The following is a 17,778-nucleotide window of genomic DNA, read 5'->3' as shown; positions in this document are numbered from 1 at the left end:
TAGTTGGTCTTGGATTCGAGAAGCGGCGGCACGCACGATCGGACCATGACGGAGACGAAGATCGCCCTGGTCACCGGGGCGAACAAGGGCATCGGGTACGAGATCGCGGCGGGGTTGGGTTCGCTGGGCTGGAGTGTCGGAGTCGGCGCCCGCGACGAGGTGCGGCGCGAGGAGGCGGTGAGCCGGTTGCGTGCTGCCGGCGTCGACGCGTTCGGTGTGCCGTTGGACGTCACGGATGACGTGAGTGTCGCCGGGGCCGCGGAGCTGATCGCCGAGCGGTGCGGGCGTCTGGACGCGCTGGTCAACAACGCCGGGATCACCGGCGGTGGGCCGCAGCAGCCGAGCTCGGTGGACCTGTCGGTCGTCCGGGCTGTCGTGGAGACCAACGTGCTCGGGGTCATCCGCGTCACCAACGCCATGCTGCCGTTGCTGCGTCGCTCGGCCTCGCCGCGGATCGTGAACATGTCCAGCAGCGTCGGTTCCCTGGCGCGGCAGTCCGGTCTCGGGGGTGAGACCACCACCGGGCCGGTCGCGGTGGCCTATGCGCCCTCGAAGACGTTCCTGAACGCGGTGACCCTGCAGTACGTCCGGGAACTGGCGGACACGAACATCCTGATCAATGCCGCCTGTCCGGGTTTCGTCGCCACCGACCTGAACGGTTTCCGTGGCGTGCGTACGCCGGCGCAGGGGGCGGCGACAGCCATTCGTCTGGCGACCCTGCCCGACGGGGGGCCGACCGGTGGCTTCTTCGAGGACGCCGGGGTGGTGCCCTGGTGACAGCGCCCCCGTCCGCCGTCTGGCGCGCGGTGCCGGCGGCGAGGCACGCGTCGGCCAGCAGGACCGGCGCGTGGGGGCGTTGGTCGAGCCGTCCGCCGAGGGCCTCGGAAGCGGACGGAACGGGAGTGCGCGGTCGGTGTTGACTCTCTACAGTGGTGCGTTGCGCCCCCGGTGGGGGCCGGTCAGAACAACGGGGGAAGCACCATGATGGGTAAGTCCGTGCGTACCGTCCTGGCTTGTGTCGTGCTCGCGGGCCTGGTCGCGGGTTGCGACCCGGCGCCGAAGGACGACGCGGGCAGCGCCGATCCGTCGGCGGCCGTGGCGGCCAGTCCGACGGTGGATGTCGCGGCGAACAGCAAGCAGGTCTGTGAGACGACCCTGGCGGTGGTGAAGAAGCACTTCGTCGCGATGGCGGACGACGCGATCGCCGCGATCGACAAGCCGGTCAGCGCGAAGGAGCAGGGTGAGAAGGTGCGGGGCCACTACACGGCGCTCGCGCAGGACCTCCGTAAGGAGGCGCCGACGGCGGCGGACCCGAAGGTGCGTACGGCGTTGGAGGATCTCGCCACGGCGGTGGAGAAGCGCCTCACCGGTCCGAAGGCCACCGAGGTGGAAGCACCGGATCTGGACCCGACGCTCAAGGCGCTGGACAGCACCTGCGGCCGTTGACCCGCTCTCGGTGCGCCGGCCGGGCTCGGCCGGCGCACCGGGAACGGTTCAGATCCAGGGCACCTGGGGGGACGGGTAGAAGTCGACCTGTTGCAGGCGCCAGCGGGGTGCCTGCTCCCCCAGCCGGGTGCGGAAGGATTCCCAGTCGTGGCTGGCGGTGGTCGACCAGCCGAGCTCGGCGATCGCCGGTAGGCGGGGGAAGGCCATGTACTCGATGTCGTCGAGGGTTCGCAGGGTTTCGGACCACAGGGGCGCCTCGACGCCGAGGATGGCGTTCTCGCCGACGCCGGTGACGCGGGTGGCGGGGTCCCAGCCGTACGCGTCGGACACCTCGATGAGGCCGGCCCAGCGCAGGCCGAGGCGGGTGTTCGCGTCGTACTTCATGTCCAGGTAGGACTTGTTGGCCGGGGACATGACGACCTTGGTGCCGCGGGCGACGGCGTCGACGAGGTCGGCGTTGCTGGTGCCGGTGCCCCAGAACTGGGCGACGGCGTCGCCGGGGAGGTCGGCCTGTGTGATCTCGTTCCAGCCGTAGGCGCGTTTGCCGTACTTGCTGACCAGGGGCAGTACGCGGTTCATGAAGGTGCGGTAGTCCTCGTCGGTGGTGGCGTGGGCTTCGTCGCCGCCGATGTGCAGGTACGGGCCGGGTGTGATGGCGGCGAGTTCGCGGATGACGTCCTCGACGAAGCGGTAGGTGAGCTCGTCGTTGATGCACAGGGAGCTGTAGCCGACGGCGATGTCGGTGCGTGGGGGCGGTGCGACGCCGTCGCAGTTGAGTTCGGGGTAGGTCGACTGGGCGGCGTTCGTGTGTCCGGGCATGTCGATCTCGGGGACGATGGTGACGTGCCGGGCGGCGGCGTACGCGACGACGGCCTGGTAGTCGGCCTTGGTGAGGTATCCGGGGCCGACGCCGTCGACGCCGGTGCCGGGGCCGCCGCCGACGGTGGTGAGTCGGGGCCAGGAGTCGATCTGGATGCGCCAGCCCTGGTCGTCGGTCAGGTGCAGGTGCAGGTAGTTGATTTTGTACTGGCTGATGAGGTTCACGTACGCGGTGATCTCGTCGACGGTGTGGAAGTGCCGGGCGAGGTCGAGCATGGCGCCCCGGTAGGCGAAGCGCGGGTAGTCGATGATCCGTCCGCCGGGGATGGTCCAGGTGGCGTGTCGCCGGGTCGGCGCCTCGATGTCGGCGGGTAGGAGTTGGCGCAGTGTCTGGGTGCCGGCGAACAGTCCGGCGGGGGTGTTGGCGCGGATCGTGACGCGGTGGCGTGTGACGTCGAGTTGGTAGCCCTCCTGCCCGACGCGGTGGTCCGCTCCCCCGATGAGGAGGGCGATCTCGGGCAGTGGGGTGGAGCGGACGGGCAGCACGGGCAGGGGGTGGCCGGTGGCGGGGCGCAGGGTCTCGGCGAGTTGGTTGCCGACCTGGCGGGCGGCGGTGGAGCCGGGTGCGGTGCGGATGACGGTCAGTGGGGTGATCCGGAAGGCGGTGCGGGCGTCGGGGTGGGTTTCGACGGGCGCGGGGATCACGTCGGTGAGCTGGCGGGCCGGGGTGTGTGGTGCGGCGGCGGCGGGGGCCGCGGGCAGGGCGAGGGGCAGGGCGAGCGCGGCTACGGCCAGCAGCCGTGGGGTGGTGTGTCGGCGACGCACGGGGAACCTCCAGGGGTTCGTCGTGATCGGTGGTCATCGATCCGATTCGCACGCTACCCGGGGTGCGCCTGAACTGTGAACACTCCTAATCGTTAGGTGGTGGCGGTGACCTGGCTGTCGCCGTCCTCACCGGGACCGGCGAAGGGGAATTCGTGAGGTGGTCGCACGGTTCACCGACTGGAAGATCAGGGTTACATGATCGGATGGAAGTGCCATGCGCTCAGACGCGGTAGTGCTGTTCGGCGTCACGGGAGACCTCGTCTCGAAGAAGCTGTTCCCGGCGCTGTACGAGTTGAGCCGGCGCGGCCGCCTCGACGTCCCGGTGATCGGCGTGGCCCGCTCCCCCTGGGACGACCAGCAACTGGTCACCACCGCCCGCAAGTCGGTCACCGAGGCCAACGACGAGGTCGACGACGAGGCGTTCGACGCCCTGGCGGGCCACCTGTCGATGATCTCCGGCGACTACGCCGACCCGGACACGTACCAGCGGCTCGCCGAACGTCTGACGGACGCGCGGCGGCCGATCTTCTACCTGGCGATCCCGCCGGCGGTGTTCGGCGCCGTCGTCGAGGGCCTGGCGGCGGCCGGACTGGCCGACCGGGGCCGGGTCATCGTGGAGAAGCCGTTCGGGCGTGACCTGGCGTCCTCGCGCGAGCTGGACCGCACCCTGCGCGCCGCGTTCGACCCGCAGCGCGTGTTCCGCATCGACCACTACCTGGGCAAGGAGGCCGTCGAGGGCCTCTACGCCTTCCGGTTCGCCAACCGACTGTTCGAGCCGCTGTGGAACAGCGACCACATCGACAACATCCAGGTCACCCTCGCCGAGGGGTTCGGCACCCAGGGCCGCGCCGGCTTCTACGACACGGTGGGTGCCACCCGCGACGTGTTGCAGAACCACATCCTGCAGGTCGTCGCCCTCGTCGCGATGGACGCCCCGCGCGCCGACGACACCGACGCCTTCCGCGAGGCGGAGGTCGCGGTGCTGCGGCAGATCGAGCCGCTGTCACCGCGGAGCACCGTACGGGGGCAGTACGCGGGTTACCGCGACGAGCCGGGCGTCGCACCGGACTCGAACACCGAGACGTTCGTGGCGACCCGGTTGACCGTCGACTCCCCCCGCTGGGCGGGTGTGCCGTTCTACCTGCGTACCGGCAAGTCCCTGCCGGGGACGGCGACGGAGGTGGTGGTCGAGTTCAAGCAGCCCCAACGCCCGCTCATCCCCGCCGAGGGCGGTGCCGCCGCGCCCGCGAACCTGCTGCGGTTCCGGCTCGGACGCGGCGACGGCATCACCATGTCCATCCAGGCCAAGACCCCGGGTGCCGAGGTGACCAGCCGGCCGGTGGACCTGTCGGTCGACTTCGGCGCGGCGTTCGGTCGCCGTCAGGAGGCGTACGAGCGGCTCCTCGACGACGCGATGGACGGGCAGCACCTGCGGTTCGCGCGCGAGGAGACGATCGAACAGCAATGGCGCATCGTCGGGCCGATCCTGGACCTGGCGACCGACGTGCAGGCGTACGACAAGGGCACCTGGGGTCCGGCGGACGCGGACGCCCTCGCCGGCGGCTGGCACACCCCGGACCTGCGGTAGTGGCGCCGCTCACGGCGCCGGCGACACCGGCGCCGGGGCGCGCGACGCGGTGGCAGGCTGTGCCGAATGACGGCTGACGACACGGTCCGCGCGCTCGCCGAGCAGGTCGAGGCGGAGTTCATGTTCCGGTACGAGGCGGGAGCTCCGGCGGACGTGCGGGACGCGCTCGGCATCCACACCACCCGGATGGGCGGCGGGGTGGTGCTGTCCATGCGCGACGACCCGACCGGCTACTGGAGCAAGGCGCTCGGGTTCGGCGTCGACGAACCGGTCACCGGTGAGCTGATGGCCCGGGTGTGCGACGTGTACCGCGCCGAGGGCACGCCCTCGGCCGTCATCCAGATCGCCCCGCAGCGGCTGCCCGCGGACTGGGACGAGATCTGCGCCCGGGAGAACATCACCGGCGCGGGCGCCTGGGTGAAGCTGGCCGGGGAGGTCACCACGCTGACGCCGGGCCGCACCGATTTGCGGGTCGGTCCGGTCCCGGACGACCTGGTGCCCGAGTGGGCGTCGCTGGTGCTGCGCTGCTACGGGATGCCCGAGGAACACCTGGCGCCGATGCTCACCGCGAGCGTGCGAGACCCGGGATTCCGCCCGTTCGCCGCCTGGGACGGTACGCGGATGGTGGCCGCCGCCAACCTGTTCCTGCGTGGCCCGGCGGCCTCGCTCAACACCGGCGCGACGCTGCCCGCGTACCGGGGGCGGGGCGCGCAGTCGGGTCTGCTGGCCGCCCGGGTACGCGCCGCGGCGGAGGCCGGCTGCCGGTGGGTCGTCGGCGAGACGGGCCGACCCGAGCCGAGAACGTCCAACCCGTCCCTGGACAACATGCGCCGCCTGGGTCTCACCCCGCTGTACGAGCGACGCAACTGGATCTGGCGGGCGCGGGCGGCCAGCTAGGATTCGACCGCGCCAGGTCCACGACGTGGTGGTCTAATCTCGGTTGATGCCCCGCGTCCTGAAGCTCGTGAAGCGGAAGCTCAACGGCAATGAGGGCAGTTGGCTCACCTACCACCTCGGTGACGACGAGGTCGGCTCCTGGCTGTTCCATCCCGAACGCACCGTGTACACGGGTCGGTGGGCCGACGGCCGCGAGGCCACGTGCTTCTCCGGAGTCCCCGGGGAACCGGGCTGCCCAGCTCTCTACTTCGCACCACACCGGGGCGGGTGGGTCGCCACCTGGAAGCACGCACCCTCGACTGCGATCACCATCGACCTGTCGCGCCCTGTGACGCGACGCGGGGACGTGTGGAGCTTCGTCGATCTCGAACTGGACCTCTGGCACCTGCCGGACGACGCCACGCCTGGCGGCACCGATCCTCGCCCCAGGGTCAGCCGGCACGGCAGGACCGTCGGCTTCGCCGACGACGACGAACTCGACGATGCCGTCAGTCGCGAATGGATCACGCCAGCCGAGGCGGCCCGGACCCGCGACGAAGCGCGGTACGTCGCCGACCTGATCCTCGACGGGGTCCACCCGTTCACACAGGCCGCCTGGGAACGCTTCGACCAGGCAATCGCCCGACGGCTGCCCCCGCCGCCTGACTGACCGCTCAGCTCACCGTTTCGACCGTCCGGCGACGGTGAGGTTTGCCGGCACGGCGCGGTGTGGGCATGTGAGGGGGACGTTCCCCGCCCGCTTCGGAGAGGAAGCAGCGCATGCTTTCCGCACTCGACCGTCGGCACACCGTCGCGCCGCCCGGCTACAGCCGATGGCTGATCCCTCCGGCGGCGTTGGCCATCCACCTCTGCATCGGTCAGGTCTACGCGACGAGCGTCTACAAGAATTCGCTGATCGCGCACTTCGACACCAGTCAGACCGCCGTCGGGGTCATCTTCAGCATCGCGATCGTGATGCTGGGTCTGTCGGCCGCGGTCGCCGGGACCTGGGTGGAGGCGAACGGGCCGCGTAAGGCCATGTTCGTCTCGGCCTGCTTCTGGGCGGTGGGCTTTTTGGTGGGGTCGCTGGGTATCGCCACGAAGCAGTTGTGGCTGCTGTACCTGGGTTACGGGCTGCTCGGCGGCATCGGCCTGGGTATCGGCTACATTTCGCCCGTCTCGACGCTGATCAAGTGGTTCCCGGACCGGCCCGGTCTGGCCACCGGGCTGGCGATCATGGGTTTCGGTGGTGGGGCGATGGTGGCCTCTCCCCTGTCCCGGCAGCTGCTGTCGTTCTACGACCCGGCCTACGACCCGGCCAACGCGGGTTCCACGGCGTCGGGTAGCGCGCTGGTGTGGTTGTTCGTGACACTCGGCCTGGGCTACTTCGTGATCATGATGTTCGGGGTGGCGAACGTGCGGGTGCCGGCCGAGGGCTGGCGTCCGGCCGGGTTCGACCCGGCGACCGTCGCGGCCAAGCCCCTGGTCACCACGGCGAACGTCTCGGCGGCGAACGCGGTCAAGACCCGCTCGTTCTGGCTGCTGTGGGTGGTGCTGTTCTGCAACGTGACCGCAGGCATCGGCATCCTGGAGCAGGCCAGCCCGATGATCCAGGACTTCTTCCGGGACAACGGCACGTCTGCGGTGTCCGTGGCGGCGGCTGGCGGGTTCGTGGGCCTGCTGTCGCTGTTCAACATGGCCGGCCGGTTCGTGTGGTCGTCCACCTCGGACCTGATCGGACGCAAGCCGATCTACATGGTGTACCTGGGCGTCGGCATGGTTCTGTACGCGCTGCTGGCGCTGGTCGGGCAGACCGCGACGGCGCTGTTCGTGCTGCTGGCCTGCGTGATCCTGTCGTTCTACGGTGGCGGGTTCGCCACCGTGCCGGCGTACCTGCGGGACCTGTTCGGCACGTACCAGGTGGGTGCCATCCACGGTCGGCTGCTGACCGCCTGGTCGGCCGCGGGGATCGCGGGGCCGCTGATCGTCAACGGGTTCCTCGACGCGCAGGGTAAGCCGGGCACGTTGACGGCGGCGGCGTACCGGCCGGCGCTGTTCACCATGGTCGGCGTCCTGGCCGTGGGCTTCGTGGCGAACCTGCTGGTGCGCCCCGTGCCGCAGCGCTACCACGAACCATCGGAACAGCAGGACACGCACGAGGACGACGCGGCGGAGAGGAGTGGCACGCGATGAGCGACGACAGCCGACAGGGGCAGCAGGCCCGGTTGTGGATTTCCTGGTTGGTGGTGGCGGCGCTGCTGGGCTACGGGGTCGTGCAGACGCTGATCACGGCGGCGAAGCTGTTCACCCAGTGACGAGGTGAGCCGGGGCGCGCGGCGCCCCGGCTCACAGGCCGCCGGAGACGCGCAGCACCGTGCCGGTGGCGTACGAGGCGTCCGGGCTGAGCAGCCAGGCGATGGCGGCGGCGATCTCCTCGGGTTCGCCGGCGCGGCCCAGCGGGATCCGCCCGACCGCCGTGTCGGGGCGGTCGGGTACGCCGGAGTCGGCGTGGATGTCGGTGCGCACGATGCCGGGCGCGACGGCGTTGACCCGGATGCCCCGGGGGGCGAGTTCCTTGGACAGCCCGACGGTGAGCGTGTCGGTGGCGGCCTTCACGGCGGCGTAGTGCACGTACTCCCCCGGGCTGCCGAGGGTCGCGGCGGCCGACGAGACGTTGACGATGGCCCCGCCGTCGCCGAGCCGGCGGGCTGCCTGTTGGGCGCAGAGGACGTAGCCGACGAGGTTGACGTCGACGACGCGGCGCAGGTCCTCGACGCGCAGCTCGGTGAAGGGCCCGATCAGGCTGGTGACGCCGGCGTTGTTGACCAGGCCGGTGAGCGGGCCGAGCTCGGCGGCGGCGTCGAACAGGGCGGCGACCTGGTCCGGGTCGGTGGTGTCGGCGCGTACCGCGATGGCCTGCCGACCGGCGGCGCGCAGGTCGGCCAGGACGGCGTCGGCGGCGGCGTGGTCGCGGCGGTAGCACAGGGCGATGTGGTGACCGGCGTGGGCGAGGCGGCGGGCGGTGGCCGCGCCGATGCCCCGGCCCCCGCCGGTGATGACGGTGACGGGTGCCACGGTGCCTCCAGGGCTGTCGGGTGGGACGGGCCGACGCTACCGTGACCGGCGCGGACCAGTCGTCGAGAGGAGGGTCACATGCGGCGGGCGTTGGTGCTTGGCGGCGGTGGGGTGACCGGCGTGGCGTGGGAGCTGGGAGTGCTTGCGGGCCTGGCCGAGCGGGGTGTGCCGGTCACCGAGGCGGACCTGGTGGTGGGCACGTCGGCCGGCTCGGTGGTGGGCGCGCAGGTGCGCTCCGGGGTGCCGCTGGAGCAGTTGTACGAGGAGCAGTTGGCGCCGCCGACAGGTGAGGTGGCGGCGCGGCTGGGGTTCGTGGCGCTCGCGCGGCTGGTGTGGGCCGGTGGGCGTACCCGTGACGCGGCGCGGTCCAGGGCCCGCATCGGGGCGATGGCGGTGGCGGCGCGTACCCCGTCCGAGGCGTCCCGGCGGGCGGTGATCGAGGCCCGCCTGCCCAACCGGGAGTGGCCGGCGCGGCGGCTGCTGGTGACGGCTGTCGACGCGGCCACCGGCGAGTTCGTGGTGTTCGACGGCACGGACGGTGTGTCGCTGGTGGACGCGGTGGGGGCGAGCTGCGCGGTGCCCGGGGTGTGGCCGCCGGTGACGATCGGGTCGCGTCGGTTCGTCGACGGTGGGATGCGCTCGACGGTGAACGCGGACCTGGCGGCGGGCGCGGACGCGGTGCTGGTCCTGGCGCCCACGTCGGCGGCGTTCGGGCCGATGCCACGGCTGTCCGCCCAGGTGGGCGAGTTGCGCACGGCCGGTTCGCAGGTGGTGGTGGTGACGCCGGACGCGGCGGCGCGTACCGCGATCGGCCGTAACGTGCTGGACCCGGCCCGCCGGGCCGGCGCGGCGCGGGCCGGGCGGGCGCAGGCCGCGACGGTGGCGGACGAGGTGACGGCGCTCTGGGCGTGATCGCTTACGCTCACCGCGCGATCGGTCGGACAACGGAGGTGCGCGGTGGCGGGTGTGGGTGTCGGCGATGTCGTGGAGGATTTCGAACTGCCGGACGAGACGGGCACGCCGCGGCGGCTGTCCGAGTTCCTGGCGACCGGCCCGGTGGTGCTGTTCTTCTACCCGGGGGCGATGACCCGGGGCTGCACGGCGGAGAGCTGCCACTTTCGGGACCTGGCCGCCGAGTTCGCGGCGGTGGGCGCGTCGCGGGTGGGCATCAGCCGCGACCCGGTGGCGAAGCAGGCGGAGTTCTCGAAGCTGCACGGCTTCGACTATCCGCTGCTGTCGGACGCCGACGGGACCGTGGCGCAGGCGTTCGGCGTCAAGCGGCGACTGCCGTTGGGGCCGTTGAGCACCAAGCGGATGACGTTCGTCATCGGCGCGGACCGGCGGGTCATCGAGGTGATCCACAGTGAGGTCAGCATGAACGACCACGCGGACCGGGCGCTGCGGGCGCTGGGCGGCTGAGCCCCGTGCGGCGGCTGTCGCAGCGGGCTGGTATCAAGGCAGCAATCAAACAGGTGTACGGAAGAGGGTTGTGATGGATGCCGGCCAGGGTTTGTCCACGAGCGAGGTGCAGAGCATCCGGGATGCGTTGGCGGCCGGGCGTAAGCCCCGTGTGGTGTTCACCGCGTCGGCGGGGCAGATCGCCGGTCAGGTCGGCCAGGTCGTCGAGCTGACCGACCCGGAGGTGTCCGACGAGTTCGTGGTGGTGCGGTTCGGCCGCGACGAGTTGCCGTTCTCCCCCGCCGACCTGGCGGTGGCGCCCAAGGGCGCGGGCCGCCGGGTGGCCGAGCCGAAACCGGAGCCCGAGCCGGAGCCGCCGGCGGCGGCCGCGCCGGAGTTCGTGCTGGACACGCCGCGGGTGCCCGCGCAGCGACAGGAGGAGCCGAAGGTGGAGCAGACCGAGAAGCCGCCGGCCCGGCGGGCGGTCAAGGCCGCGAAGCCCAAGGGGCCCGCCGGCCTCACGGTGACCCTGGCGTACGCCGACGGCGAGTGGACCGTCGCGGCGCAGCAGGGCAGCAAGGCCCTGGCCAAGCCGTACGTGGTGAAGCCGGCCGAGGCGTTGAAGATGGTGGCGCTGGTCGACGTGCCGGGTGTGCAGGAAGCGGTGGAGCAGATCCTCGGCACCGAGCGGGCCGAGGCCGAGCAGCAGGCGGAGAAGTTGCGCGCCGAGTTGGCCGAGATCGAGGCGCGTCTGGCGGAGCTGCGCGAGGCCCGCTGAGGCGGGTCACCGTCGGTTGTGGTGCTCCAGCAGTCGGGTGAGCAGGCGGGTCAGCTCCGCTTGCTCGCTGGTGGACAGCGGGGTGAGCAGGTCGTCCTGGACCCGGCGGACGGTGTCGGTCATCCGCAGGGCCTCGTCGGCGCCGGCGTCGGTGAGGCTGATGACGTTGCGGCGGCGGTCGGCCGGGTCGGGGGCGCGTACGACGAGCCCCCGGCCGGCCAGGTCGTTGACGGCCGCCACGACGTCGCTGCGGTCGATGCCGCAGCGGCGGCCAAGGTCGGCCTGGCTGGCGGGGCCGTCCTCGGTCAGGGCGGCGAGCAGCCGGTAGTGGTAGCCGCGTAGGTCGTGCGCGGCGAAGCCCTCGCTGAGCAGGCGGGTGGCGTGGGCGGCGGTCTGGTTGAGCAGCCAGGTCGGGGTGGTGCTGAGCCCGGCGGGTGACTGCGGGGCCGCGTTGTCCATGCGGCGGAGCCTACCAGGATTCGTTGGCGCGACCCACGATCAGGTGTTACGTTGGCGACACCAACGTTGGCCTCGCCAACGTTTTGAAGGAGGCGTCATGTCCACTCTCAACGGCCAGGTCATCGGCCAGGCCCACTACGCCACCCGTGCGCTGCTCGAACGGGCCACCGGCCCCCTCGGCCTCAGCTTCGGCCAGGTCGTCGCCCTCAACGCCCTCGCTGCCGGACCCGTCGAGCGCGCACCGCTCGTACACCGGATCACCAGCACCCTCAAGGTCGACGAGCCGGCCGTGCGCGAGGTGGTCGACGCCCTCGTCCGCGCCGACCTCGTCCAGGTCGACGGCCCCGCGCCACACGTACGGCTCACCGACACCGGTCACGCCACCCAGGCCCGCGTCGCCGAGGCCGTCGCCGGCATCACCGCCCGGCTGTACGGGGACATCCCGCCCGCCGAGGCGGACGTCGCCGCCCGCGTCCTCACCCTCATCACCGAGCGGGCCAACGACGAACTGGCGGGCGTCGCCTGAGCCGACAGTGGCTCAGTTGAGTCGGTTCATGGAAGCCCGGATCCTCAGCCAGGACGGGTCGGTCTCAGAGGTTTCCGTTACCGCGTCCAGGTCGCCCGACTGCCAGGTCCGTGTCCCGTCGGTGAGGTCGAGCTGGTCCATGTCGACAACCGACGCCTCGGTGGTGCTGGCGAGGAATTCGGTCACCACGGCCCTGGGTGCCCCGTCGTGGCCGGCTGTGCCCGCCGGCAGCACCAGAAGCACCTCGTCGTTGCCGGCGATGACGAGCTCACCGGCGGCGGTGGCCGCCAACGCGGTCACCGCCGCCCCGGACAGCACCTCGTGCTCGATCACCCGACTCCCGTCGATGTCCCGCTCGATGACCACCCCGTCGGGTGTCCCGATCCACAGGACCCGCGGCGACGCACCGAACGCGACGTTGTGACGAGACCAGGCCTCCATCTCGTCCATCCACTCCTGGGGGTACGGGTACCCCGGGCTCGGCTCCCCCAGGGTCATGCCCACCACCCGCCGAAGCGAGGGAAACTCGAACACCTCCAGCGAGTTGTCGTACGCGTTGCCCCGTACCGCGAAGTGCCGCCCGTCCGAGCTGAAGATCGGCGCTTCGTAGCCGTCGCAGTCCAGGACCAACGCCCGGCGCAACGGCCGCAGCACCGGCCCCGTGTCCGCTGAGAAGAGCACCAGGGTGGCACCCTGATCGCTCTCGAGGGTGCAGACAAGGCCACCCGCCGGATGCGCCACCACCCCGGTGTCCCACCGAGGGCCGACAACTGTCGTTCCCGATGCGAGGTCGAGCGCGACGGACTGCTCCCAGCCGTCCTTGCCGGTGGCGGGCGACAACCAGAGCGTCCGACCGTCCGGACTGAACGCCACCTCTCGCTGGTACTCGGTACGCGTGGCAGCGGTGACCGGCGAGGTGTTCGAGGGTGTCCAGAGGACGACGCTCTCGGCGTCCGCCACCGCCAGCAGCGCCTCGCTGGGGTGCCAGGCGACCGACGGTGTCCGCTTCAACCGTTCGTAGCCGACGTCGTCGGCGTAGACGGTCGAGCCGACGCCGAGAGCGCCGCGCAGGCGTAGCTGTCCGTCCCCGTGCTCCCAGATCCGGATCGCCGGACGGTCGGCGTCCCACGCCGCCACCAACGGAAGGCGCGGATGGCACAGCAACCGCTGCACCGTCGCCGCAGAGTGGACACGAGCGAGGATCTGCACCGGCACACCCTATCGACGAGACGGACGGCCACTCGTTCCTGTCGGGCGCTCCCTTGCTGGGAACGGCCGCGCCCGACAGGCCCGTCAGAAGTAGTCGAGCAGCTGCGCCGGGCCGCCGACGCCGAGCAGGTCCAGGGCGTCCGGCTCCACCCCGGCGGTGTGCAGCAGGCCCGCCTGCGCGACCGACCGGGCTCGGGCGGCACCGGCGTACAGCAGCGCGAAGCCGCGTACGTCGAGCCGCAGGTCCGCCTCACCGCCGATCCGGGTCAGCTCGGCGGCCCCGTCGGCCACGGCCAGCCGCCAGGTGCCGGTGTTCCACTCGGCGATCGGGTCGGTGAGGCCGAAGTCGACAACACCCCGGGCGTGGTCCGGCCACCCGCGTGCGCCCACCGCCCGGGCCACGTCGACCGGACGGTGCATCCACAGGTTCCGCTCGTGCTCACGGGCCGACTCCAACGGCAGGACGGTGCTGACGGCGTCGCCGTCGAGCGGGCACAACCGCAGCGTCGGCGCGACGCTGGCCCAACTGCCGAGCACCCCGACGAGTTCCCGGGCCGCCTCGGCGGTCACGGCCAGCGCCTCGTCGACGGTGAGCACCGAGTCGGCCCCGTAACCCTGGCCCCGCTGCCAGGTGGCGTAACCGACCAGCTCGCCGTCGGCCTCGACGAGGGTGACCCCGTCACCGGGCAGATCTCCCTTGGCGTTGAAGTGGTCGAACAGCTCGCCCCGACGCGTGAGCATGCCGTTGCGGTGCCGGGTGACCCGCTCGTAGAGGTCGGCGACGGCGGCCAGGTCGGCCGGTGTGCCAGCCCGCACCGTCAGGTGCGGGGCGGGCCGGTGTCGAGGCAGCGCGGCGGTGGCCAGGTCGACGGTGCGCAGCACCCCGGCGGTCTCCCAGCCGAAGGCGCGGTAGGGGGCGGCGACGGTCGGATACAGGGCGCTGACCGCCGCACCGTGGTCGTGGGCGCCGGCCAGCAGGGCGGTGAGCATGGCGCGGGCCACGCCCCGGCCCCGGGCCTCGGGAGCGACCGCCACCCCGCCCACGTCGGCCGCCGGCACCGCCCGTCCGGACCACCACTGGTCGTGGTGCAGCTCGACGGCCTTACCGACGAGGCGGCCGGCGTCGTCGAACGCCCCGTAGCGGGTCATGCCGGGCACGTCGACGCTCGTGCTGGCGGGGCGTTCCTGGCCGCCGCCGAACGCGAACCGGCCCAACTCCCAGGCGGCGTCGAGGTCGTCGGTGGTGAGTTCACGTACGAGCATCGGCACACCCTAGCGGGGCGGATCTTCCGGGGCCGCCGAATTACGCCCCGGGTGGGGGGCCGGCGAACCGGCCCCCCACCCGGTCAGTGCTGCGGGATGTTGGCCACGCCGATGCGCTTGCGGAACACCCAGTACGTCCAGCCCTGGTAGGCCAGCACAACCGGCGTGAAGATCACCGCCACCCAGGTCATGATCTTCAGGGTGTACGGGGTGGAGGCCGCGTTGGTGGTGGTCAGCGTGCCGGCCGCGTCCAGGGTGGACGGCATGACGTTCGGGAACAGCGCCGCGAAGAGGGTCGCCACCGCCAGACCGATCGCCACGGCGGTACCGGTGAACGCCCAGCCCTCCCGGCGTACCCTCGCGGCGGCCAGGCCACCGAGCAGCGCGAGGGCCGCGCCGACGGCGAGCACGACGGCGGCCGCGCTGGAGCGGATGCTCAACGTCCAGGTCAGGAACCCGACCGCCAGCACGGCGGCGCCGACACCCAGGCGCACCGCGAGGGCGCCCGCGCGCTCCCGGATGTCGCCGGTGGTCTTCAGCGCGAGGAACACCGCGCCGTGGGTCAGGAACAGCGCGAGGGTGGTCGCGCCACCGAGCAGGGCGTACGGGTTGAGCAGGTCGACGAGGCCACCGACGTACTCGTGGTCGGCGTCCAGTGGCACGCCGCGCAGGATGTTGGCGAAGGCGACGCCCCACAGGATCGCCGGCAGCAGCGAGCCGACCACGATGGCGGTGTCCCAGCGGCGCTTCCAGGACGCCTCGGGGCGCTTGTGCCGGTACTCGAAGGCGACGCCCCGGGCGATCAGGGCCAGCAGGATCAGCAGCAGCGGCAGGTAGAAGCCGGAGAAGAGGGTGGCGTACCACTCGGGGAACGCGGCGAACATGGCGCCACCGGCGGTGATCAGCCACACCTCGTTGCCGTCCCACACCGGGCCGATGGTGTTGATCAGGACGCGACGCTCCCGGTCGTCGCGGCCGAGTATGGGCAGCAGCATGCCGACGCCGAAGTCGAAGCCCTCCAGGATGAAGTACCCGGTGAACAGCACGGCGACGAGGAGAAACCAGATGGTGGTCAGGTCCACGATGGGCTCCGGGATCAGTAGGCGAAGGCGAGCGGGCGCTCGGCGTCGTCGTGGGTGTCGTCGATGGGGTGCTCCTCGCTGACGTCCGGCACGCCGGCCTTGGCGTAGCGCAGCAGCAGCTTGACCTCGATCACGGCGAGCGTGGCGTAGATCAGCGTGAAGGCGGTGAACGAGGTGAGCACCTCGGTCAGCGAGACGCTGCGGGAGACGCCGTCACGGGTGAGCATCTCGCCGAAGACGATCCACGGCTGGCGGCCCATCTCGGTGAAGATCCAGCCGAAGGAGTTGGCCAGCAGCGGCAGCACCGGCATGGCCAGCCCGGCGCGCAGGAGCCACTTGCTGCTCGGGGTGCGGCCCTTGCGCTGGGTCCAGAGCACCACCAGGGCGATGGCGGCGGCGGCCAGCCCGAAGGCGATCATGAAGCGGAAGCTCCAGTAGGTGATCGGGATGATCGGGGTGTAGCTGCCGGCGCCGTACTGGGCCGTGTACTGGGCCTGGAGGTCGTTGATGCCGTGCACGGTGCCGTTCGGGTCGCCGGTGCCCAGGTACGACAGCAGGTACGGGATCTTCAGGGCGAACACCTCGCGGCTGCCGTCGAGGCTGCCGATGGTGAGCACGGAGAACGAGGCGGGGCTCTCGGTGGTGTAGAGGCCCTCGGCGGCGGCCATCTTCATCGGCTGCACCTGAGTCATGATCTTGCCTTGGATGTCGCCGGTGAACACGACCACGGCCGAGGAGATCAGGACCACCCAGGATCCGAACTTGGTGGCGAAGCGGTACGCGCCGGTGTCGGCGGAGTCGCGGTTGCGGATCACGTGGTACAGGCCGACCGCCACGACAAGCGAGCCGGCGACCAGGAAGGAGCCGGCCAGGGTGTGCGGGAAGGTGATCAGGGCGACCTTGTTGGTCATCACGGCCAGGAAGTCGGTCAGTTCGGCACGGCCGGTCTCGGGGTTGAACCGGTAGCCGACCGGGTTCTGCATGAACGAGTTCGCCGCGAGGATGAAGTACGCGGACAGGTTGGTGCCGATCGCGGCGGCCCAGATGCTCGCCAGGTGCGCCCGCTTGGGCAGCCGGTCCCAACCGAAGATCCACAGGCCGATGAAGGTGGATTCGAGGAAGAACGCGACGAGCGCCTCGATGGCCAGGGGCGCGCCGAAGATGTCGCCCACGAAGCGGGAGTAGTCGCTCCAGTTCATGCCGAACTGGAACTCCTGCACGATGCCGGTGACCACGCCCATGGCAAAGTTGATCAGGAACAGCTTGCCGTAGAACTTGGTGAGTTTCAGGTAGCGCTCGTTGCCCGTGCGGTGCCACATCGTCTGAAGGATGGCCACCAGCACGGACAGGCCGATGGTCAGCGGAACGAAGAGAAAGTGGTAGACGGTGGTGACACCGAACTGCCAACGGGCGACGTCCAACGCGTCCACCTGACAACCCCCAGCGATTCGTACTACGAGACGTAGTAAATACTACTGCTCGTCGTAGAGAATCGGGCAGGGCCGGGCGGCCCGAACCGACCCGGGACCAATGACCCTGATCACCCGGGCCGACCAGCACGACCCGCCCCCGCCACCCGGCCGCCGCGTGCGACGATGTCGCGCTGATGGACACCGCGTACGCCACCTGGCGGCCACCGCTGATCTGGCGGGCGGCCCTGCTGCTGACCCCGGCCCTGGTCGCCCCGCTCGCCCGCCTCGAGGTCACCGGCGACGTCCCCGCGCACCTGCGCCGTGGACCGCTCGTGCTGGCCGCCAACCACATCAGCCCGTTCGACCCGCTCGTGCTGGCCGCCGCCTGCCAGACCCGCGGGATCGCCCCGAGGATCATGGCGACCGCCGGCCTGTTCCGTGCCCCACTGCTCGGCGCCGCCATGCGCCGGGCCGGGCACATCCGCGTCGACCGTGGCACCAGTGCCGTCCACCAGGCCCTGGAGAACGCCGCGAGCGCCGTCGCGGCGGGATCGGTGATCCTCATCTACCCCGAGGGGCGCATCGGCCTGGACCCGGGCATGTGGCCCGAACGCGGCAAGACCGGCGCCGCCCGCCTCGCGCTGTCCTGCAACGCGCCGGTCATCCCGGTCGCCCAGTGGGGCGCGCACGAGGTGCTGCCCTACCGGGCGCCGAAGGGAATGCTGGGCGGCATCGCCCGCGCGCTGTGGCGCCGCCCGGTGATCCGGGTGCACTTCGGCGACCCCGTCGATCTGGGCGAGTCCACCGCCGCCAGCCCCGGCGCCGCCCGCCGGGCCACCGAACGGATCATCGACGCGCTCACCGACACCCTCGCCCCACTCCGCCCCGACGAACCCGACCTGCCCCGGCACGTCGACCCCGGTCGCCCGAGCGATCCCAGTCGCGCCCGCCGCCGAAACGGGGGATGATCATCCTTGTCGCCGTCGAGGGTTGACACGGTGGGCAATCTTTGCAAGATCATC

General features: G+C 71.4%; 19 protein-coding genes. 12 read left to right on the top strand and 7 right to left on the bottom strand.

Annotation, left to right across the window (positions count from 1 at the left end; all coding sequences use genetic code 11):
- The first annotated feature begins 45 nt into the window (after window positions 1-45).
- Entirely contained in the window at window positions 46-777 is a 732-nt protein-coding gene (locus ABZS77_RS21860; protein WP_354825647.1) for an SDR family oxidoreductase, read from the top strand.
- Between the two features lie 204 nt (window positions 778-981).
- The gene (locus ABZS77_RS21855) at window positions 982-1,446 is read left to right on the top strand and encodes a hypothetical protein (protein ID WP_354825645.1); all 465 of its coding nucleotides are present in this window, start codon (window positions 982-984) and stop codon (window positions 1,444-1,446) included.
- 48 nt (window positions 1,447-1,494) lie between these two features.
- Here ABZS77_RS21855 and ABZS77_RS21850 read toward each other — a convergent pair whose 3' ends face one another.
- The gene (locus ABZS77_RS21850; RefSeq protein WP_354825642.1) at window positions 1,495-3,090 is read right to left on the bottom strand and encodes a beta-N-acetylhexosaminidase; all 1,596 of its coding nucleotides are present in this window, start codon (window positions 3,088-3,090) and stop codon (window positions 1,495-1,497) included.
- A gap of 214 nt (window positions 3,091-3,304) precedes the next feature.
- Here ABZS77_RS21850 and zwf point away from each other — a divergent pair, with 214 nt between their 5' ends.
- The 5 genes from zwf to ABZS77_RS21825 all read left to right on the top strand — a co-directional run bounded on the left by zwf (window position 3,305) and on the right by ABZS77_RS21825 (window position 7,869).
- On the top strand, window positions 3,305-4,678 hold the full coding sequence (gene zwf, locus ABZS77_RS21845; RefSeq protein ID WP_354825639.1) for a glucose-6-phosphate dehydrogenase: 1,374 nt from the start codon (window positions 3,305-3,307) through the stop codon (window positions 4,676-4,678).
- 66 nt (window positions 4,679-4,744) lie between these two features.
- Window positions 4,745-5,575: a hypothetical protein gene (locus ABZS77_RS21840; protein WP_354825637.1), complete on the top strand. Its 831-nt coding sequence runs from the start codon at window positions 4,745-4,747 to the stop codon at window positions 5,573-5,575.
- 46 nt (window positions 5,576-5,621) lie between these two features.
- Window positions 5,622-6,224, top strand: coding sequence for a hypothetical protein (locus ABZS77_RS21835; protein WP_354825634.1), 603 nt, complete (start codon window positions 5,622-5,624; stop codon window positions 6,222-6,224).
- 110 nt (window positions 6,225-6,334) lie between these two features.
- Window positions 6,335-7,747, top strand: coding sequence for an OFA family MFS transporter (locus tag ABZS77_RS21830; RefSeq protein ID WP_354825631.1), 1,413 nt, complete (start codon window positions 6,335-6,337; stop codon window positions 7,745-7,747).
- Window positions 7,744-7,869 (top strand): hypothetical protein, encoded by a 126-nt coding sequence (locus ABZS77_RS21825; RefSeq protein WP_354825628.1) that lies wholly within the window; start codon window positions 7,744-7,746, stop codon window positions 7,867-7,869. The genes ABZS77_RS21830 and ABZS77_RS21825 overlap by 4 nt, the downstream gene beginning before the upstream one ends.
- A 31-nt stretch (window positions 7,870-7,900) precedes the next feature.
- On the opposite strand, the gene ABZS77_RS21820 is transcribed toward ABZS77_RS21825, so the two are convergent.
- Complete coding sequence (locus ABZS77_RS21820; protein ID WP_354825625.1) at window positions 7,901-8,629, bottom strand: SDR family oxidoreductase; 729 nt, start codon at window positions 8,627-8,629, stop codon at window positions 7,901-7,903.
- Window positions 8,630-8,707: 78 nt separating this feature from the next.
- Here ABZS77_RS21820 and ABZS77_RS21815 point away from each other — a divergent pair, with 78 nt between their 5' ends.
- From ABZS77_RS21815 to ABZS77_RS21805, 3 genes are all read left to right on the top strand, one after another.
- Entirely contained in the window at window positions 8,708-9,541 is an 834-nt protein-coding gene (locus tag ABZS77_RS21815) for a patatin-like phospholipase family protein (RefSeq protein ID WP_354825622.1), read from the top strand.
- A gap of 45 nt (window positions 9,542-9,586) precedes the next feature.
- Window positions 9,587-10,048, top strand: coding sequence for a peroxiredoxin (locus ABZS77_RS21810; RefSeq protein ID WP_354825619.1), 462 nt, complete (start codon window positions 9,587-9,589; stop codon window positions 10,046-10,048).
- Window positions 10,049-10,121: 73 nt separating this feature from the next.
- Window positions 10,122-10,805 (top strand): hypothetical protein, encoded by a 684-nt coding sequence (locus tag ABZS77_RS21805; RefSeq protein WP_354825617.1) that lies wholly within the window; start codon window positions 10,122-10,124, stop codon window positions 10,803-10,805.
- A 6-nt stretch (window positions 10,806-10,811) separates the two neighbouring features.
- On the opposite strand, the gene ABZS77_RS21800 is transcribed toward ABZS77_RS21805, so the two are convergent.
- Window positions 10,812-11,264, bottom strand: coding sequence for a MarR family winged helix-turn-helix transcriptional regulator (locus tag ABZS77_RS21800; protein WP_354825614.1), 453 nt, complete (start codon window positions 11,262-11,264; stop codon window positions 10,812-10,814).
- 97 nt (window positions 11,265-11,361) lie between these two features.
- On the opposite strand from ABZS77_RS21800, the gene ABZS77_RS21795 reads away from it, so the two are divergent.
- Window positions 11,362-11,790 (top strand): MarR family winged helix-turn-helix transcriptional regulator, encoded by a 429-nt coding sequence (locus ABZS77_RS21795; protein WP_354825611.1) that lies wholly within the window; start codon window positions 11,362-11,364, stop codon window positions 11,788-11,790.
- A gap of 12 nt (window positions 11,791-11,802) precedes the next feature.
- Here ABZS77_RS21795 and ABZS77_RS21790 read toward each other — a convergent pair whose 3' ends face one another.
- The 4 genes from ABZS77_RS21790 to ABZS77_RS21775 all read right to left on the bottom strand — a co-directional run bounded on the left by ABZS77_RS21790 (window position 11,803) and on the right by ABZS77_RS21775 (window position 16,774).
- Entirely contained in the window at window positions 11,803-12,999 is a 1,197-nt protein-coding gene (locus ABZS77_RS21790; RefSeq protein WP_354825609.1) for a hypothetical protein, read from the bottom strand.
- Window positions 13,000-13,083: 84 nt separating this feature from the next.
- Window positions 13,084-14,262 (bottom strand): GNAT family N-acetyltransferase, encoded by a 1,179-nt coding sequence (locus ABZS77_RS21785; RefSeq protein ID WP_354825606.1) that lies wholly within the window; start codon window positions 14,260-14,262, stop codon window positions 13,084-13,086.
- 83 nt (window positions 14,263-14,345) lie between these two features.
- Window positions 14,346-15,344, bottom strand: a complete 999-nt coding sequence (gene cydB / locus ABZS77_RS21780) for a cytochrome d ubiquinol oxidase subunit II (RefSeq protein WP_354825603.1) — start codon at window positions 15,342-15,344, stop codon at window positions 14,346-14,348.
- A 14-nt stretch (window positions 15,345-15,358) separates the two neighbouring features.
- On the bottom strand, window positions 15,359-16,774 hold the full coding sequence (locus tag ABZS77_RS21775) for a cytochrome ubiquinol oxidase subunit I (RefSeq protein ID WP_354825600.1): 1,416 nt from the start codon (window positions 16,772-16,774) through the stop codon (window positions 15,359-15,361).
- Between the two features lie 176 nt (window positions 16,775-16,950).
- Between ABZS77_RS21775 and ABZS77_RS21770 the strand changes: the two genes are divergently transcribed.
- Entirely contained in the window at window positions 16,951-17,724 is a 774-nt protein-coding gene (locus ABZS77_RS21770; protein WP_354825597.1) for a lysophospholipid acyltransferase family protein, read from the top strand.
- The last annotated feature ends 54 nt before the right edge of the window (window positions 17,725-17,778 follow it).

The sequence above is a fragment of the Micromonospora sp. NPDC005298 genome (genome assembly GCF_040607375.1).
GTDB lineage: Bacteria > Actinomycetota > Actinomycetes > Mycobacteriales > Micromonosporaceae > Micromonospora.
This window is presented reverse-complemented; position numbering and strand designations above follow the sequence as displayed.

What these genes read in the sequence shown, in the direction of transcription:
- ABZS77_RS21785 (WP_354825606.1), bottom strand. Translation starts at nt 14,262, where the DNA reads ATGCTCGTACGTGAACTCACCACCGACGACCTCGACGCCGCCTGGGAG.
- ABZS77_RS21830 (WP_354825631.1), top strand. Translation starts at nt 6,335, where the DNA reads ATGCTTTCCGCACTCGACCGTCGGCACACCGTCGCGCCGCCCGGCTAC.
- zwf (WP_354825639.1), top strand. Translation starts at nt 3,305, where the DNA reads ATGCGCTCAGACGCGGTAGTGCTGTTCGGCGTCACGGGAGACCTCGTC.
- ABZS77_RS21800 (WP_354825614.1), bottom strand. Translation starts at nt 11,264, where the DNA reads ATGGACAACGCGGCCCCGCAGTCACCCGCCGGGCTCAGCACCACCCCG.
- ABZS77_RS21835 (WP_354825634.1), top strand. Translation starts at nt 5,622, where the DNA reads ATGCCCCGCGTCCTGAAGCTCGTGAAGCGGAAGCTCAACGGCAATGAG.
- ABZS77_RS21860 (WP_354825647.1), top strand. Translation starts at nt 46, where the DNA reads ATGACGGAGACGAAGATCGCCCTGGTCACCGGGGCGAACAAGGGCATC.
- ABZS77_RS21840 (WP_354825637.1), top strand. Translation starts at nt 4,745, where the DNA reads ATGACGGCTGACGACACGGTCCGCGCGCTCGCCGAGCAGGTCGAGGCG.
- ABZS77_RS21815 (WP_354825622.1), top strand. Translation starts at nt 8,708, where the DNA reads ATGCGGCGGGCGTTGGTGCTTGGCGGCGGTGGGGTGACCGGCGTGGCG.
- ABZS77_RS21805 (WP_354825617.1), top strand. Translation starts at nt 10,122, where the DNA reads ATGGATGCCGGCCAGGGTTTGTCCACGAGCGAGGTGCAGAGCATCCGG.
- ABZS77_RS21825 (WP_354825628.1), top strand. Translation starts at nt 7,744, where the DNA reads ATGAGCGACGACAGCCGACAGGGGCAGCAGGCCCGGTTGTGGATTTCC.
- ABZS77_RS21795 (WP_354825611.1), top strand. Translation starts at nt 11,362, where the DNA reads ATGTCCACTCTCAACGGCCAGGTCATCGGCCAGGCCCACTACGCCACC.
- ABZS77_RS21770 (WP_354825597.1), top strand. Translation starts at nt 16,951, where the DNA reads ATGGACACCGCGTACGCCACCTGGCGGCCACCGCTGATCTGGCGGGCG.
- ABZS77_RS21855 (WP_354825645.1), top strand. Translation starts at nt 982, where the DNA reads ATGATGGGTAAGTCCGTGCGTACCGTCCTGGCTTGTGTCGTGCTCGCG.